General features: G+C 61.5%; 17 protein-coding genes and 1 pseudogene. 14 read left to right on the plus strand and 4 right to left on the minus strand.

Going from position 1 to position 14,050, the window contains the following annotated elements:
- The 6 genes and pseudogenes from CO676_RS31360 to CO676_RS31385 form a co-directional block, all read left to right on the plus strand.
- Positions 1 to 198, plus strand: a pseudogene (locus tag CO676_RS31360) (S-(hydroxymethyl)glutathione dehydrogenase); the annotation flags it as partial.
- A gap of 8 nt (positions 199 to 206) precedes the next feature.
- Positions 207 to 1,037 (plus strand): S-formylglutathione hydrolase, encoded by an 831-nt coding sequence (fghA, locus tag CO676_RS31365; RefSeq protein ID WP_097523959.1) that lies wholly within the window; start codon positions 207 to 209, stop codon positions 1,035 to 1,037.
- A gap of 13 nt (positions 1,038 to 1,050) precedes the next feature.
- Positions 1,051 to 1,464 (plus strand): cytochrome c family protein, encoded by a 414-nt coding sequence (locus tag CO676_RS31370; protein ID WP_097523960.1) that lies wholly within the window; start codon positions 1,051 to 1,053, stop codon positions 1,462 to 1,464.
- Between the two features lie 167 nt (positions 1,465 to 1,631).
- On the plus strand, positions 1,632 to 3,434 hold the full coding sequence (gene xoxF5 / locus CO676_RS31375) for a lanthanide-dependent methanol dehydrogenase XoxF5 (RefSeq protein ID WP_097523961.1): 1,803 nt from the start codon (positions 1,632 to 1,634) through the stop codon (positions 3,432 to 3,434).
- A 74-nt stretch (positions 3,435 to 3,508) separates the two neighbouring features.
- On the plus strand, positions 3,509 to 4,045 hold the full coding sequence (locus tag CO676_RS31380) for a c-type cytochrome, methanol metabolism-related (RefSeq protein WP_014763826.1): 537 nt from the start codon (positions 3,509 to 3,511) through the stop codon (positions 4,043 to 4,045).
- Positions 4,002 to 4,871 (plus strand): substrate-binding domain-containing protein, encoded by an 870-nt coding sequence (locus CO676_RS31385; RefSeq protein ID WP_097523962.1) that lies wholly within the window; start codon positions 4,002 to 4,004, stop codon positions 4,869 to 4,871. The genes CO676_RS31380 and CO676_RS31385 overlap by 44 nt, the downstream gene beginning before the upstream one ends.
- 110 nt (positions 4,872 to 4,981) lie before the next feature.
- Here CO676_RS31385 and CO676_RS31390 read toward each other — a convergent pair whose 3' ends face one another.
- From CO676_RS31390 to CO676_RS31400, 3 genes are read right to left on the minus strand one after another with little or no spacing between them, the layout of a single operon-like run.
- A complete protein-coding gene (locus CO676_RS31390; RefSeq protein ID WP_097523963.1) occupies positions 4,982 to 5,980 on the minus strand; it encodes a beta-propeller fold lactonase family protein in 999 nt (332 codons plus the stop codon).
- A complete protein-coding gene (locus CO676_RS31395; RefSeq protein WP_097523964.1) occupies positions 5,952 to 6,485 on the minus strand; it encodes an SRPBCC family protein in 534 nt (177 codons plus the stop codon). The genes CO676_RS31390 and CO676_RS31395 overlap by 29 nt, the downstream gene beginning before the upstream one ends.
- Positions 6,486 to 6,493: 8 nt before the next feature.
- On the minus strand, positions 6,494 to 7,003 hold the full coding sequence (locus tag CO676_RS31400; protein WP_097523965.1) for a DUF3280 domain-containing protein: 510 nt from the start codon (positions 7,001 to 7,003) through the stop codon (positions 6,494 to 6,496).
- A gap of 125 nt (positions 7,004 to 7,128) precedes the next feature.
- Between CO676_RS31400 and CO676_RS31405 the strand changes: the two genes are divergently transcribed.
- From CO676_RS31405 to CO676_RS31415, 3 genes are read left to right on the plus strand one after another with little or no spacing between them, the layout of a single operon-like run.
- The gene (locus CO676_RS31405) at positions 7,129 to 8,316 is read left to right on the plus strand and encodes an ABC transporter substrate-binding protein (protein WP_097523966.1); all 1,188 of its coding nucleotides are present in this window, start codon (positions 7,129 to 7,131) and stop codon (positions 8,314 to 8,316) included.
- 1 nt (position 8,317) lies between these two features.
- Complete coding sequence (locus tag CO676_RS31410; protein ID WP_097523967.1) at positions 8,318 to 9,292, plus strand: YVTN family beta-propeller repeat protein; 975 nt, start codon at positions 8,318 to 8,320, stop codon at positions 9,290 to 9,292.
- Between the two features lie 36 nt (positions 9,293 to 9,328).
- Positions 9,329 to 9,772 carry a hypothetical protein gene (locus tag CO676_RS31415; protein WP_097523968.1) on the plus strand — a complete coding sequence of 148 codons (444 nt, stop codon included), beginning with the start codon at positions 9,329 to 9,331 and terminating at the stop codon, positions 9,770 to 9,772.
- Between the two features lie 57 nt (positions 9,773 to 9,829).
- On the opposite strand, the gene CO676_RS35535 is transcribed toward CO676_RS31415, so the two are convergent.
- Entirely contained in the window at positions 9,830 to 10,189 is a 360-nt protein-coding gene (locus tag CO676_RS35535) for a hypothetical protein (protein ID WP_179875718.1), read from the minus strand.
- Between CO676_RS35535 and CO676_RS31425 the strand changes: the two genes are divergently transcribed.
- The 5 genes from CO676_RS31425 to CO676_RS31445 are packed head-to-tail and all read left to right on the plus strand — an operon-like array spanning position 10,128 to position 14,001.
- Positions 10,128 to 11,099 carry an ABC transporter substrate-binding protein gene (locus CO676_RS31425; protein WP_097523969.1) on the plus strand — a complete coding sequence of 324 codons (972 nt, stop codon included), beginning with the start codon at positions 10,128 to 10,130 and terminating at the stop codon, positions 11,097 to 11,099. The two genes, CO676_RS35535 and CO676_RS31425, sit on opposite strands and share 62 nt — an antisense overlap.
- Positions 11,092 to 11,853, plus strand: coding sequence for an ABC transporter permease (locus tag CO676_RS31430; RefSeq protein ID WP_179875719.1), 762 nt, complete (start codon positions 11,092 to 11,094; stop codon positions 11,851 to 11,853). The genes CO676_RS31425 and CO676_RS31430 overlap by 8 nt, the downstream gene beginning before the upstream one ends.
- Positions 11,850 to 12,488 (plus strand): ABC transporter ATP-binding protein, encoded by a 639-nt coding sequence (locus CO676_RS31435; RefSeq protein WP_097523971.1) that lies wholly within the window; start codon positions 11,850 to 11,852, stop codon positions 12,486 to 12,488. The genes CO676_RS31430 and CO676_RS31435 overlap by 4 nt, the downstream gene beginning before the upstream one ends.
- A complete protein-coding gene (locus tag CO676_RS31440; protein WP_097523972.1) occupies positions 12,485 to 13,213 on the plus strand; it encodes an ABC transporter ATP-binding protein in 729 nt (242 codons plus the stop codon). The genes CO676_RS31435 and CO676_RS31440 overlap by 4 nt, the downstream gene beginning before the upstream one ends.
- Complete coding sequence (locus CO676_RS31445) at positions 13,210 to 14,001, plus strand: ABC transporter permease (protein ID WP_097523973.1); 792 nt, start codon at positions 13,210 to 13,212, stop codon at positions 13,999 to 14,001. Before CO676_RS31440 ends, CO676_RS31445 begins: the two co-directional genes overlap by 4 nt.
- The last annotated feature ends 49 nt before the right edge of the window (positions 14,002 to 14,050 follow it).

The raw sequence follows: 14,050 nt of genomic DNA on the forward strand, positions 1-14,050 counted from the left end.
ACCGGCCGCTCCTGGATGGGCACCGCCTTCGGCGGCGCCCGCGGCCGCACCGACGTGCCGAAGATCGTCGACTGGTACATGGAGGGCAAGATCGAGATCGATCCGATGATCACCCACACGATGCCGCTCGACGACATCAACAAGGGCTTCGAACTGATGCATTCCGGCGAAAGCATCCGAAGCGTAGTGATCTATTGAGCGCAAAGATGGAACTTGTAGCGCAAAACCAATGCTTCGGCGGGACCCAGTTGGTTTACCGGCACGCGTCCGAGGCTTGTGGCGTTGAGATGACCTTCGGCTTTTACATGCCGCCGCAGGCGCGGACGCGTCCGGTCCCGCTCTTATGGTTTCTGTCGGGGCTGACCTGCACGCATGAGAACGCCATGATCAAGGCCGGACTGCAGCGGCACGCGGCGGAGCAGGGACTGGCACTGCTTTTCCCCGACACCTCGCCGCGCGGCGAGGGCGTTGCTGACGACGAAGACTATGATCTCGGTCAGGGCGCGGGGTTCTACGTCAATGCGATGCAGCAACCCTGGGCACGGCACTACCGGATGTATGATTACATCGTCACCGAACTGCCCGCCTTGCTGCAGGAGCACTTGCCGGTCAACGGCGTCAACGGCATTACCGGGCACTCGATGGGCGGCCATGGCGCGCTGACCATCGCCTTTCGCAATCCCGGCCTATTCCGTTCGGTTTCGGCCTTTGCGCCGATCGTCAACCCGACCCGCTCGGATTGGGGCCGTAAGCAGTTTTCGGCCTATCTCGGCGACGACGAGGCGCATTGGGGCAAGTATGACGCCTGCCTGCTGCTGAGCGAACTTGGCTGGCAAGGCGATATCCTGATCGATCAGGGCGCGGCGGACCAGTTTCTCGCACAGTTGCAGCCCGAGGCGATGGCCCGACTGCTGGCGGAGCGCCGCCAGGCCGGCGTCCTGCGGCTGCAGGCGGGATATGATCATAGCTATTACTTCGTGGCCAGCTTCGGCGAAGACCACGTGCGCTGGCATGCAGAGCGGCTGAACGCCGCGTAAGGGAGAGGAATGGATGACTTCAAGACTTGGTGCCCTCGTCGCGGCTGTAGTCGTATTCGGCGGAATATTCACGGGCGCGGTCGAACCGGCGCTTGCGCTGGATCCCGCGGCGGGTGATCCGGCCGCGGGCGAGAAGGTCTTTCGCAAGTGTCAGGCCTGTCACGCGATTGGTCCAGATGCCAAGGCAAAGACCGGCCCTGCGCTGACCGGCATACTCGGCCGGCCAGCCGGCAAAGCCGAAGGCTTTGCCTACTCCACTGCGATGGGCAAGGTGGCCGAGAGCGGCCTGGTCTGGACGCCGGACAAGATCGGCGAGTTTCTGACCAATCCCAAAGCCTTCCTGCCCGGCACCAAGATGACCTTTGCGGGATTGCGCAAGGATCACGAGCGCGCCGATCTAATCGCATATCTGGCGAAGTTTCCTTAACCGCAAAACAGGAGCCGGTACACCAGCAGGAGGAAGGCGGCCCAGGCAGCGCATGGATCTTCGAAAATAGTGTCGCAAGCCGATACCGGGAAAGAGGAGACCGCAAGGTTTTCCCGGGGCGAGCGGGGTGAAGTGCCCTGATCGGCAGCACTCAAGAGGAGGATGAAATGAAACGAATTCTTTCAATGCTTGCCTTGATGTCGATAGGCGGTGCGCATGTCGCCCTCGCCAACTCGGAACTGCAGAAGCAAATCGATGACCCCAATCAATGGGCCATCCAAACCGGCGACTACGCCAATCTGCGCTACTCCAAGCTCGACCAGATCAACAAGGATAATGTCGACAAACTACAGGTGGCGTGGACCTTCTCGACCGGTGTTCTGCGCGGTCATGAAGGCTCGCCGCTGGTCGTCGGCGATATCATGTATGTCCATACGCCGTTCCCGAATACGGTTTATGCCCTGGATCTCAGCAAAGAGGGCCAGATCATCTGGAAATACGAGCCGAAGCAGGATTCGGAAGTCATACCCGTCATGTGTTGCGACACCGTCAACCGGGGCGTGGCCTATGCGGATAACAAGATCTTCCTGCACCAGGCAGATACGACCGTGGTCGCACTGGACGCCAAGACCGGCAAGGTGCTCTGGAGCGTCAAGAACGGCGATCCGGCCAAGGGCGAGACCAATACTGCCACCGTTCTTCCGGTGAAGGACAAGATCATCGTCGGCATCTCCGGCGGTGAGTTCGGGGTTCGCGGTTCCGTGACGGCCTATTCGATGGCCGATGGCAAGCTCCTGTGGCGCGGTTATTCCATGGGCCCGGATAGCGACACGCTGATGGATCCTGAAAAGACCACTCATCTCGGCAAGCCGGTCGGCAAGGACTCAGGCCTCACCACCTGGGAAGGCGATCAGTGGAAGATCGGCGGTGGCACGACCTGGGGCTGGTATTCCTATGATCCCGAAGAGAACCTGATGTATTACGGGTCGGGTAACCCTTCGACCTGGAACCCGACCCAGCGGCCCGGCGACAACCGCTGGTCGATGACCATCTGGGCGCGCGATGTCGACACCGGCATGGCCAAATGGGTCTATCAGATGACGCCGCATGACGAATGGGACTATGACGGCATCAACGAGATGATCCTCACCGAGCAGAAGATCGGCGACACGGATCGCAAGCTGCTGACCCATTTCGACCGAAACGGCTTTGGCTATACGCTGGATCGTGTCAACGGCGAGCTGCTGGTGGCGGAGAAATATGATCCCACCGTCAACTGGGCGACTGAAGTCGTCATGGACCCGAAGTCAGACCAGTATGGCCGGCCGCAGGTGGTGTCGCAGTATTCGACCGAGCAGAATGGCGAGGACACCAACACGACCGGCGTCTGCCCGGCCGCGCTCGGCACCAAGGACCAGCAGCCCGCGGCCTACTCGCCGAAGACCGAGCTGTTCTACGTGCCCACCAACCACGTCTGCATGGACTACGAACCGTTCCGGGTAAGCTACACAGCCGGCCAGCCCTATGTCGGCGCCACGCTGTCGATGTATCCGCCGAAGGATAGCCACGGAGGCATGGGCAACTTCATTGCCTGGGACAACAAGGAAGGCAAGATCAAGTGGTCGCTGCCCGAACCGTTCTCCGTCTGGTCGGGCGCTCTGGCAACCGCCGGTGACGTGGTCTTCTACGGAACGCTCGAGGGCTATCTGAAGGCGGTCGACGCCGCGACAGGCAAGGAGCTCTATCGCTTCAAGACGCCTTCCGGAGTGATCGGCAACGTGATGACCTATTCCCATGGCGGCAAGCAGTATGTGGCCGTGCTTTCGGGTGTCGGTGGTTGGGCGGGTATCGGCCTGGCGGCCGGCTTGACCAACCCGACTGATGGTCTCGGAGCCGTCGGCGGCTACTCGGCCCTCAGCAACTATACTGCGCTGGGTGGCACGCTCACCGTGTTCTCGCTGCCGAAGTAAAAGGCACGCCCAGGGAATTGGCGCGGGTTCATGAAAGCCCGCGCCAATTCGTTCTCTGCCTAAAAGGACGTAAGATGACCAGAATCAGACCAGCACTGCCGATGATCTTCGCCGTGTGGACGCTTATGGCCGGTGCCGCCGGCGCACAGGACGCCCCGGCGGCTACGGACAATATCACCGCTGTCCGCGACGAAAATGGGCGCTACTACACCGCCGATGACGTTCCGACCTTCAATATCGCCAAGGATGGCACGGTCGACTGGATGACCTATTCGGGCTTTCGCCGTTATCACTCCGAATGTCATGTCTGTCATGGCCCAGAGGGCGAAGGCTCGAGCTATGCGCCAGCCTTGAAGAAGTCCGCGATAACAATGGACTACTATGCTTTCGTCGATGTCGTCACGAACGGACGCAAGAAGGTGAATGTTGCCGAGCATTCGGTGATGCCCGCCTTTGGTCAGAACGTCAACGTGATGTGTTATCTCGATGACATCTACACCTATTTGAAGGCGCGCGGAGCCGATGCCCTGCCGCGGGGACGCCCGGCCAAAAAGGAACCGAAATCCGATGCGATCCGAGATGCTGAAAACGATTGCCTCGGCCGCGATTAGCCTCGCTGCAGCCGCCGGCGTTCTGCTGCTGGCGGTTGCCTTGACAACGTCGGCGGCGGCTCAGACGTCGGACCTGGTATCGAAACAGGCGTTTCGTGTCTGTGCCGATCCGGCCAATCTGCCGATGTCGGATCGCTCAGGTAAAGGGTTCGAGAACAGGATCGCCGAACTGATGGCATCGAGGCTCGGACTGCCGCTCGAATACACCTGGTTTCCCATGGCGACCGGCTTTATTCGCAAGACGCTGCAAGCCAATGCTTGCGATGTGGTCATCGGTTATGCCCAGGGCGACGAACTGGTATTGAACACCAACCACTACTACACCTCGGCCTATATGCTGATCGTCGCGTCTGGCAGTCCGCTGGCAGGCGTCACGACTCTGGCCGACCCTCTTCTCAAGGACAAGCGGATCGGCGTCATCGCGGGAACTCCGCCGGCTACGCATGTGGCAAGAAACGGACTGATGCCGAAGGCGAAGGGATACCATCTGATGGTCGACCGGCGCTACGAGGACCCGGCTGAAGAGATGCTGGCCGACCTGAAATCCGGTGCCATTGACGCGGCCATCCTGTGGGGCCCGATCGGTGCCCCGCTGGTCAAGGCGAGTCATCCGGAGTTGAAAGTGACGCCGCTCTTGTCGGAGCCGACTTCGCCGAAGCTCTTCTACCGCATCACCATGGGCGTGCGGCAGGGCGAGAAAGTCTGGGAGCGCAAGCTGAATTCCCTGATCCGCCGAAACCAGTCCGAGATCAACGCCATTCTCGCCGAGGCGGGTGTGCCGCTCCTGAACGACATGGGCACGGGGCCCCTCGAGCTGCCAAACTGATCCGCCTGCGCCTGTCTTCTTTCCTATTTCCTACTTATCGAGCGTCCGGCGGGCTCCCTTACACGGTGCGCCACGATCTCGGCGCTGAAGCCGGGTGGGCGGTGAAACGGTCACCGCCACATGGAGGGGACCGCGACATCACCGGGCGCCGGCGCCAGAAAGCGTCCGAAAGCGCGCGGTCCGTCGCCGGTGGCGATCTCGCCAATAACCTTCAGACTGTTGGAGTCGATTACCGTGAGGCTGTTTGAAAACCAGTTCGCCACGACGATCTGTCGGCCGTCCGTCGATGTATCGATGCCCTCCGGATACTCGCCGGTATTGATGAGGGCGACTGCGGCCAGGCTTTGCGCGTCGAAGACGCTGACGCTGTCGTCATATTGGTTGGTGACGAAACCTCGTCCCGAGGCAAAGGCCACGGCATAGGGTCGTTCGCGGGTCGCGGCACGGCCAAGGACCCGGCCGCTGACGGGATCGACGGCCGTTACCGTATTGCTGCCGACATCTGCGGAAAACAGCCGGCCGTCAGGCGAAAACGTCACACCGAACGGACGCGATCCGACGGTCACCCGATGTTGAAGCGTCAGCGTCTCAGCATCGAAAATCGAAACCTGATTGGCATCCCGGTCGGCTGTCGCCAGCCACTTTCCGTCGGGGGATAGTGCAAGGCCGGCCGGCGCGCTGCCCGTTGAAAGCACCTTCAAAGTGGCAAGGCCATCAGCGGCGATGACAAAGACGCGCGCATTGTACCAGTCCGATACGAACACCCGGCCGCGCCGCTCGTCAACCGCAACGCCGATCGGCCCGCCGTCAAGCCTCCGTTCGGCGACCGGCGCGCCGCCGGGGATGCCGTAGCGGCGCAGCATCTTGCTGTCCGGACTGACGGTGAAAACGGCAGCGAGCTTGGGCGCGACGGCGATGCCCGCCGGCTGGCCCGCTACTGAGATCCGTCCTACCTCGACCATTCGGTCGAGATCGACCACGCTGAGATCGCTCGACGACTGGTTGGTGACATAGGCATAGTCGGCGACGGTGCCGTCCGGCGTCGCCAGGCCGACGAGCACCGCGGCGAGGAGGCGGAGGCTATTTGCCGAACTTCTTTTCGAGCGCATCGAGGCCGGCCTTGTAGACTGCGCCAACAGCGGCAAGGGCGGCCTCGTCGTTCAGGTTGGCGGGGGGATCATTGTTCGGATAGCCGCGATAGAAGGCGCCCTTCCATTCGATATGCGAGCCGCCGCCGGTCTTCGGCGTCACCGTCAGGTGCGCGGAATAGTTGGTGACCGGCAACACTGACACGTCGACTTCGGTGATCCTGTAGGAATAGGACATTTTCGCCGCATCATACTTGTAGAGGACCTCGGAGATTGTCGGGCCTTCGGCCTCTTTGAGCGTCAGCACGCGGGTCGCGTCAAGCGCGTTGCCACCCTGGCCCGTGGTCGAGAACACGGCCGGGTGCCAGCTCATATCCTGGAAATTGCCGATCACCGCCCAGACGGCATCCGGTGCTGCTGCGACATCGACCGAGAGCACCAGCTTCTGGCGTGTCGGACCATGGGCAAGGACTGTACTTGGCAACAGCAGCAGGATTGTCAGCAGGAGATGACCGAGATATCGCATGAAACGCCTCACGATTTAAAGAAGTGGTTTTTCAGGATGTAGCGCATGCCGCGCAGCCAGCTGTCGTCAGTATTCGACCGGATGTCGACCGCAAGGCCACGCAGTTTCTCGCCGGAAAGTGCATCGCGCAGCACGAGATTGATCGATAGGACGAGGTTGGAGACCTTCCGCACTTCGCCGACCAGCACATAGTCGGCGCCGAGCCGGGCGGCCATGCGCACGTCGCAGCCGTAGCAGTCGGCCGGGTTGACCGTGGCGGCAAGTTCGGTCGCCACGGGATCATTCGAGAGGACGACGAAACCTTCGTCGACGAATCGATCGCGCGTGGCACTCTTCAGGAGTTCGATCCGCGCTGTTTCGTCGGCGCGCACACCATTATAGGCGCCCTCCGTCGAGAGATCGATGAAGGTCAGGCCAAGGAACGCCACCTTGGCGCCCGACATCAGCGGCTTCTGCGGCGCTGCCAAAGCAAGCGTCGGCGACAAGGCGAGCACAAGGGCCATCAGGATGCGTTGCATAAGGCTCAGCCTAGCACAGGCATTTTTCGAGACTACGCTCCATAAGTCTCGGTTTTGCTGTACAAATTGCGCTGTTAATCTCCTCTTCCAGAGGAGTGTCGGAAGATTGGGAGGTCGCCCCGGCGATGTCTAAGCTATCGCTTGCGCTTGCCTCTTTATTGGCGGCGATGCTTGTCGCGTCCCCTTTGCGGGCGGTGGAGGTGAAGACGGCCGTGCTGCGGATCGATCGTGTGGTCGGGCCGCCGATCTCTCGGCTCGACGCGCCGCCTGCCGATCTGGGTTTTGCCGGCGCAATGCTGGGGAACGAGGACAACAGGACGACCGGCGCCTTCACCGGCATGGACTACACGGTGAAAACGCAGGCGGTGGCGCCGGACAAGGCAGCAGCGGCACTCGATGCGTTGAAAGCTGATGGTATCGGCCTCATCGCGGTGATCGCCGAAGGTGACATCCTCAAGGCGCTGTCCGACCGGGCCGGACGCGAGGTGTTGCTTATGAACGCGGGCGCCCGCGACGACGCCCTGCGCGATGCCGAATGCCGGGCCAATGTGCTGCATGTCTCGCCGAGCCGCTCCATGCTCAGCGACAGCATTGTCCAGTTTCTCATGTGGAAGAAATGGTCGCGTATCCTGCTGATCCACGGCTCTCATCCCGAAGACAGGCTGCTGGCCGACAGCTATCGCAAGTCGGCAGCCAAATTCGGCGCGAAGATCGTCGAGGAGCGCGAGTTCGTCGACACCGGCGGGGGCCGCCGCACGGATACTGGCCATGTTATGGTGCAAAAACAAATCCCCGTTTTTACACAGGACGCCGAGGATTATGACGTGATCATCGCGGCCGATGAGGCCGGCGTTTTCGCACCTTATTTGCCTTATCATACTTGGGATCCGAGACCCGTTGCGGGATCGGCGGGCCTTCGCCCGGTGTCCTGGCATGCCGCTCATGAAGCTTGGGGCGCGACCCAGTTCCAACGCCGCTTCGAGAAACTCACCAGCCGCAACATGCGCGAGGAGGACTATCAGGCCTGGCTCGCCATGCGGGTGATCGGCGAGGTCGTGACGCGGTCCGGCAAGGCTGATCCGGCGACCGTGCGGGCATATGCCCTTTCGGCGGATTTCGAATTGGCTGCGTTCAAGGGCCAGAAGCTGACCTTCCGGTCCTGGAACGGACAACTGCGCCAGCCGATCCTTTTGACCGACGGCCGGGTGACGGTTTCCGTGTCGCCACAGGACGGTTACCTGCACCAGCACTCGCCACTCGATACGCTGGGCATCGATGCGCCCGAAACAGCCTGCCACGCCTTTGGAGGATAGAATGCCGAGATCCGTACTGGTGCTTTTGCCAGCCGTTCTGATGCTTGCCAGTCCTGCCGAAGCCAACAAGGTTTTCGTGAGCAACGAGCGCGGCAACAGCGTGACCGTGCTCGACAGTCAAAGCTGGGAGGTCATCGCCACATTTCCGGCCGGCAACAGGCCGCGCGGCATCACCATCAGCCCCGATGGCAAGGAACTCTATGTCTGTGCGTCGGATGACGACACCGTCCGGGTCTTCGATCCCGACACCTACAAGGAATTGCACACGCTGCCGTCTGGCCCGGATCCGGAACTTTTCGCCCTCGATCCCAAAGGAAATCCGCTCTACATCGCCAACGAGGACGACAATCTGGTCACCGTCGTCGACGTCAAGACACACCAGGTGCTGGCCGAGGTGCCGGTCGGCGTCGAACCGGAAGGTGTCGCGGTCAGTCCGGATGCCAAGACCGTGATCAATACCTCCGAAACCACCAACATGGCGCATTTCATCGACGCCTCGACCTACAAGATCGTGCACAACGTGCTGGTGGACCAGCGGCCGCGCTATGCCGAGTTCACGGCCGACGGCAAGAAGCTTTACGTCAGTTCCGAGATCGGCGGCACGGTTTCCGTGATCGACTTGTCGGCATCCGAGCCGAAAATCGCCAAGAAGATCAGCTTTGCCGTGCCGGGCGTACTGCCGGAATGGTTGCAGCCGGTCGGCGTCAAGGCGACCAAGGACGGCTCGCGCATTTTCGTGGCGCTCGGCCCGGCCAACCGCGTAGCGGTCATCGACGGGGCGACGGATGAGGTTCTCGACTACCTGCTTGTGGGGCAGCGGGTCTGGCAGATGGCATTCACCCCGGGCGAGGAGTTCCTGATCACCACGAATGGCAATTCCAACGACGTTAGTATCATAGACGTCAAGGCGGAAAAGGTGCTCCGATCAGTGCAAGTCGGCGAGCAGCCCTGGGGAGTTGTGGTCGCTCCGAATTGAGACGGCACGATGCATCGACACATTGGGAGGATCTTCATGCATAAATGCGTTTTCGCGGCGCTGGCTGCGCTCTTCTCCGCAACCCCGGCCGTCGCGGCGCCGCTCTGCACCGACCTCGGCTTTGCCGGGTTACTCGCCAAATGCAATCGGGGCGAGCCGATCGAGATCACGCTCGGCTCCGGCAAGCCGCTGGGCAAGGGTGCCGTTGCGTTGCAGTCCGGCGCCTATTACGAAATGCGCATCACGGCGGATGGCTCGGCGGAACTCGCCATTACCGGTGAGCCGTTCTTTCGGGCGATCTGGATGAACGAGATCGTCATCAACGGCATCGAAGTCCGCCCCATGGCGATCGACAGCCTCGAATTCGACGAGGCGGGCACGGCGACCCTCTCCTTCATCGCCATAAAGCCGGGCAGCTACGAGGTGAGAATTCCGAACACGACAAGCGACAGTCAGAAAGTGGCGATTTCCATTCAGTGACCAGGTGGGGACAGGGAAGAAATGCGATGAAAATCCGTTTGACGACCGGCGTCGTTCTTACAGTTCTGCTTGGCGCGCCGTGGGGCCTGCGTGCCGAAGAGATCGCTGCCAGAAGGCGATAGCGGACATGCTCGCCGCGAGGTTGACCCCGCCAATATAGGGGCGGGCGGCAAGGGCTACGAGCTCGATGATGTGTTCTGCAGCGATGGCCAATACGATATGGAGCGCAATGCTGACCTGACCGTCGCCGATAAACGCAAGGAATGAGTGCGGGCGCGAACTGAGTAGCGAAATCATATAGAAATCCGCTGGACGGCAAGGCAGAAACGAAGGCGGCAGTTTCGAGGGGAAGGCAATGAAGGTTTTGAAACGATTTCTCGCCGCATGTTTGTTCGCCTTCGGACCGGCGATTGCCATGGCCGAGGATCTGCCGCAATTGCGGGCGGCGATGCTGGCGTCAGGCACGGTGAACTGGGAGATTTCCACCATCAAGGCCCACGAGTTCGACCGCAAGAACGGCTTCGAGCTGGCTGTCCAGGACTATGCAGACAACGGTGCAACGCGCGTTGCCTTCGAGGGCGGCGAGGCTGACACGATGGTGGCCGACTGGATATGGGTGGCCAACCAGCGTGCCGCCGGCAAGGACTACGTCTTCATTCCCTATTCGCTGGCAGTCGGGGGGCTGGTGGTGAAGGATGACAGCGGCATCAAGGCGCTGCCGGACCTTGCCGGCAAGAAGATCGGCATCGCCGGCGGGCCGCTCGACAAGAGCTGGCTGATCCTGCGCGCCTATGCCAAGCAGCAACACGGCATGGACTTGGCCACTGAAACTGAGCAGGTGTTCGGGGCGCCGCCGCTGATCTTCAAATCGGCGCTTGCCGGTGAAACGGCGGGCGCGATCAATTTCTGGCACTTCCTCGCCAAGATGAAGGCCAAGGGCATGCATGAGCTGATCTCCGTCTCCGAGGCCGCAGCGGCGCTCAAGCTGGATCCCGACACGCCGCTGCTCGGCTATGTGTTGAAGGGCGAGTATGCCGGGGCCCATCCGGACATCGTCAAAGGTCTTTATAAGGCGTCGCGCGGGGCCAAGGACCTGCTGCGCAACGATGACGCGGCGTGGGAAGGACTGCGAGAAAAGATGAATGCGGGAGACGACGCTGAATTCATCGCGCTGCGCGACGGCTATCGCGCCGGCATTCCGAGCGGCAAGCCGATCGACGAGGCGGCAGCCGACCGGTTTCTGCGGCTGATGGCGGAACTCGGCGGAGCGGAGCTCGTCGGCAAGGCAACAAGCCTGCCCGAAGGATTGTTTCTGCACCTTGAATAAAACGCTGCAACATCCTGCACTAGTGCGGGCAATGTCGTTAGGCCTTCTGCTGCTGCTCTGGATAGCGGCGGCCGAACTGACGGCGGACGCCTCCGTCCTGCCTCAGCCCTGGACGCTATGGGTACCTTTTGTGGACGTCGTTGTTTCCGGCGCTTTGCCTTATCATCTCGGCATGACGTTGGGGCGCGTGGTTTGCGCCTTCGTGCCGGCCATGGCCATCGGCTTGGCGCTCGGCTTCGTGATGGGCCGCGTTCCCTCCGTCGATCGATGGCTCGATCCGTGGCTCGTCGTGTTTCTCAATCTGCCGGCCCTCGTGCTCATCGTGCTGTGCTATCTCTGGATCGGCCTCAACGAGACGGCGGCGATCATGGCCGTGGTGCTCAACAAGATTCCGAATGTCGCCACGATCCTGCGCGAAGGTGCAAGGGCCCTCGATCCGAACCTCGGCGCCATGGCTGAGGTCTATCGCATGGCGCCTCTGGCGCGGCTGCGTCACGTGATCATGCCGCAGCTTGCGCCGTTCCTCGCCGGGGCTGCCCGCTCCGGTATTGCAGTGATATGGAAGATCGTCCTGGTGGTCGAGTTTCTCGGCCGCTCCAGCGGCGTGGGCTTCCAGATTCATTTCTATTTCCAGCTCTTCGATGTTGCCATGGTGCTGGTCTATGCGCTTTCTTTCATCGGCGTGATGCTGCTGGTCGAAGCTCTGTTCCTGCAGCCGGCCGAGCGCCGGGTACGGCGCTGGAGGACGGCATGATCAAGGTCGATGTCAGACGAAAGGCATTCGGCGATGAGGAGATCCTCCGCGACATTCACTTCGAGATGGAGGTTGGTGAGACGCTCGCCATACTCGGCCCGTCGGGCATTGGCAAATCGACGCTGCTTCGGCTGATCGCCGGGATCGACCACGCCTTCAAGGGCGAAATCAACCGCCCGGAAAAGATCGCCATGGTGTTTCAGGAGCCTGTTCTGCTGCCGTGGCGGAGCGTCCTGCAGAACCTGACCTTGGTGCACACTGAACTCGGAACGCAAGCGGCGCTTTCGGCACTGGAGCGGGTCGGCATCGTCGACAAGGCGCCCCAATTTCCGGGCCAGTTGTCCCTCGGGCAGCAGCGGCGGCTGGCGCTGGCGCGCGCTTTCGCCGGACGACCCGAACTTCTGGTGATGGACGAGCCCTATGTGTCGCTCGATCCGGCGACCGCCGAAGAAATGTTGGCGTTGACAGAGGCGCTGATCGCCGAAACCGGCCCTGCCGTCATTCTCGTGACCCATTCAGACGTAGAGGCGAACAGGCTGACTCGGCGCTGCCTCCGTCTTGCCGGAAAACCGGCGACAATTACTGGTGACGTTGCGCCACGATCGGCATTGATCACCTCGGAGGGCGCGTTGTGACCGGGCTTGAGATCAGCCATGTCAGCTACAGCTACGGATCGCGCAAGGCGCTCGACGATGTCAGTTTCTCCGTGGCGGCCGGGCGGTTCTGTGCGCTGCTCGGGCCGAACGGTGCCGGTAAATCGACCCTGTTCGCTCTCCTCACCCGGCTGCTGGTGACGAAGGAGGGCGATATCAGCGTGGCCGGCTTCGATATTGCTCGCGACCCGCGTGCGGCGCTTGCCCGTATCGGCGTTGTGTTCCAGCAGCCGACGCTCGATCTGGACATGACGGTGCGGCGCAATTTACGCTATTTCGCCGGACTGCATGGACTGTCGGGACGGCAGGCTGCCTTGGCGATCGACGCGGCTCTGACGCAGCTCGGCATGGCCGAGCGGGCCGACGAGCAGGTTCGTGCGCTGAATGGTGGACATCGGCGCCGCATGGAGATCGCCCGGGCGCTGATCCACGACCCTAAGATCCTGTTGCTCGACGAACCGACGGTCGGACTGGACGCTGCCTCCCGCCAGGCGATCACCGATCATGTGCATCTGCTGGCAGAGCGCGGCCTTGCCGTGCTCTGGGCAACCCATCTGGTCGACGAGATTCAGCCGGCCGATCAGGTCGTCGTGCTGCATCGTGGAAAGGTGCTCAGCGATGGCAGTGCCGAGGACCTCGCTGGCGGACAGGGGCTTGCCAAGACATTCCTGTCGATGACGGCCGAGGGTCGGGAGGTTCCGGCATGAAGGCATGGCTGATTGCGCTTTCTGTTATCATCACCCGCGAAAACCTGCGCTTCGTTCGCCAGCGCGGCCGCTTCCTGGCCGCTCTCGTTCGCCCGCTTGTCTGGCTTATCGTTTTTGCTGCCGGCTTTCGTGCAGCGCTCGGCGTGTCGATCATCCCACCGTACCAGACCTATATCACCTATGAGGTCTATATCCTTCCGGGGCTTTGCGGGATGATCCAGCTGTTCAACGGCATGCAGTCGTCATTGTCGCTGGTCTACGACCAGGAAATGGGGTCGATGCGTCTATTATTGACGTCGCCCCTGCCGCGCTGGTGGTTGCTGTTCTCAAAGCTGCTGGCCGGCGTGATCGTCTCCATTCTGCAGGTCGCCGTCTTCCTGGCAATTGCGGCGCTCACGGGCATCACGCTGCCGCCCATCGGCTATATCGCCGTGCTGCCCGCATTGCTGGTCAGCGGATTGATGCTCGGCGCCCTCGGGCTCCTGATTTCATCGACCGTCCGGCAGCTCGAGAATTTCGCCGGGGTCATGAACTTTGTGATCTTCCCGATGTTTTTCCTCTCCTCGGCGCTTTATCCGCTGTGGAAGATGGCGGAAAGCTCGCCGTTGCTGCGTGATATCTGCGCTTTGAACCCGTTTACCTATGCGGTCGAACTGATACGCTTTGCGCTTTATGGCGAGCTTAATCTCACGGCGCTCGCCTGGGTCAGCGCCTGCTTCGTCCTGTTCATGCTGGCCGCCCTCTGGGGCTATGATCCGGCCCGCGCCATGCTCCGGGCGAAGAGCTGAGCTACCGCACTTCCCTTAAATCGTAGCCGATCCAAGGATAAGAGCATGC

Origin of the sequence: Sinorhizobium sp. BJ1 (assembly GCF_002531555.1) — a bacterium.
In the GTDB taxonomy this organism is placed as follows: domain Bacteria; phylum Pseudomonadota; class Alphaproteobacteria; order Rhizobiales; family Rhizobiaceae; genus Sinorhizobium; species Sinorhizobium fredii_B.

Coding starts and splice junctions, on each gene's coding strand:
- fghA (WP_097523959.1), top strand. CDS start 207: ATGGAACTTGTAGCGCAAAACCAATGCTTCGGCGGGACCCAGTTGGTT.
- CO676_RS31370 (WP_097523960.1), top strand. CDS start 1,051: ATGACTTCAAGACTTGGTGCCCTCGTCGCGGCTGTAGTCGTATTCGGC.
- xoxF5 (WP_097523961.1), top strand. CDS start 1,632: ATGAAACGAATTCTTTCAATGCTTGCCTTGATGTCGATAGGCGGTGCG.
- CO676_RS31380 (WP_014763826.1), top strand. CDS start 3,509: ATGACCAGAATCAGACCAGCACTGCCGATGATCTTCGCCGTGTGGACG.
- CO676_RS31385 (WP_097523962.1), top strand. CDS start 4,002: ATGCGATCCGAGATGCTGAAAACGATTGCCTCGGCCGCGATTAGCCTC.
- CO676_RS31390 (WP_097523963.1), bottom strand. CDS start 5,980: ATGCGCTCGAAAAGAAGTTCGGCAAATAGCCTCCGCCTCCTCGCCGCG.
- CO676_RS31395 (WP_097523964.1), bottom strand. CDS start 6,485: ATGCGATATCTCGGTCATCTCCTGCTGACAATCCTGCTGCTGTTGCCA.
- CO676_RS31400 (WP_097523965.1), bottom strand. CDS start 7,003: ATGCAACGCATCCTGATGGCCCTTGTGCTCGCCTTGTCGCCGACGCTT.
- CO676_RS31405 (WP_097523966.1), top strand. CDS start 7,129: ATGTCTAAGCTATCGCTTGCGCTTGCCTCTTTATTGGCGGCGATGCTT.
- CO676_RS31410 (WP_097523967.1), top strand. CDS start 8,318: ATGCCGAGATCCGTACTGGTGCTTTTGCCAGCCGTTCTGATGCTTGCC.
- CO676_RS31415 (WP_097523968.1), top strand. CDS start 9,329: ATGCATAAATGCGTTTTCGCGGCGCTGGCTGCGCTCTTCTCCGCAACC.
- CO676_RS31425 (WP_097523969.1), top strand. CDS start 10,128: ATGAAGGTTTTGAAACGATTTCTCGCCGCATGTTTGTTCGCCTTCGGA.
- CO676_RS35535 (WP_179875718.1), bottom strand. CDS start 10,189: ATGGCAATCGCCGGTCCGAAGGCGAACAAACATGCGGCGAGAAATCGT.
- CO676_RS31435 (WP_097523971.1), top strand. CDS start 11,850: ATGATCAAGGTCGATGTCAGACGAAAGGCATTCGGCGATGAGGAGATC.
- CO676_RS31445 (WP_097523973.1), top strand. CDS start 13,210: ATGAAGGCATGGCTGATTGCGCTTTCTGTTATCATCACCCGCGAAAAC.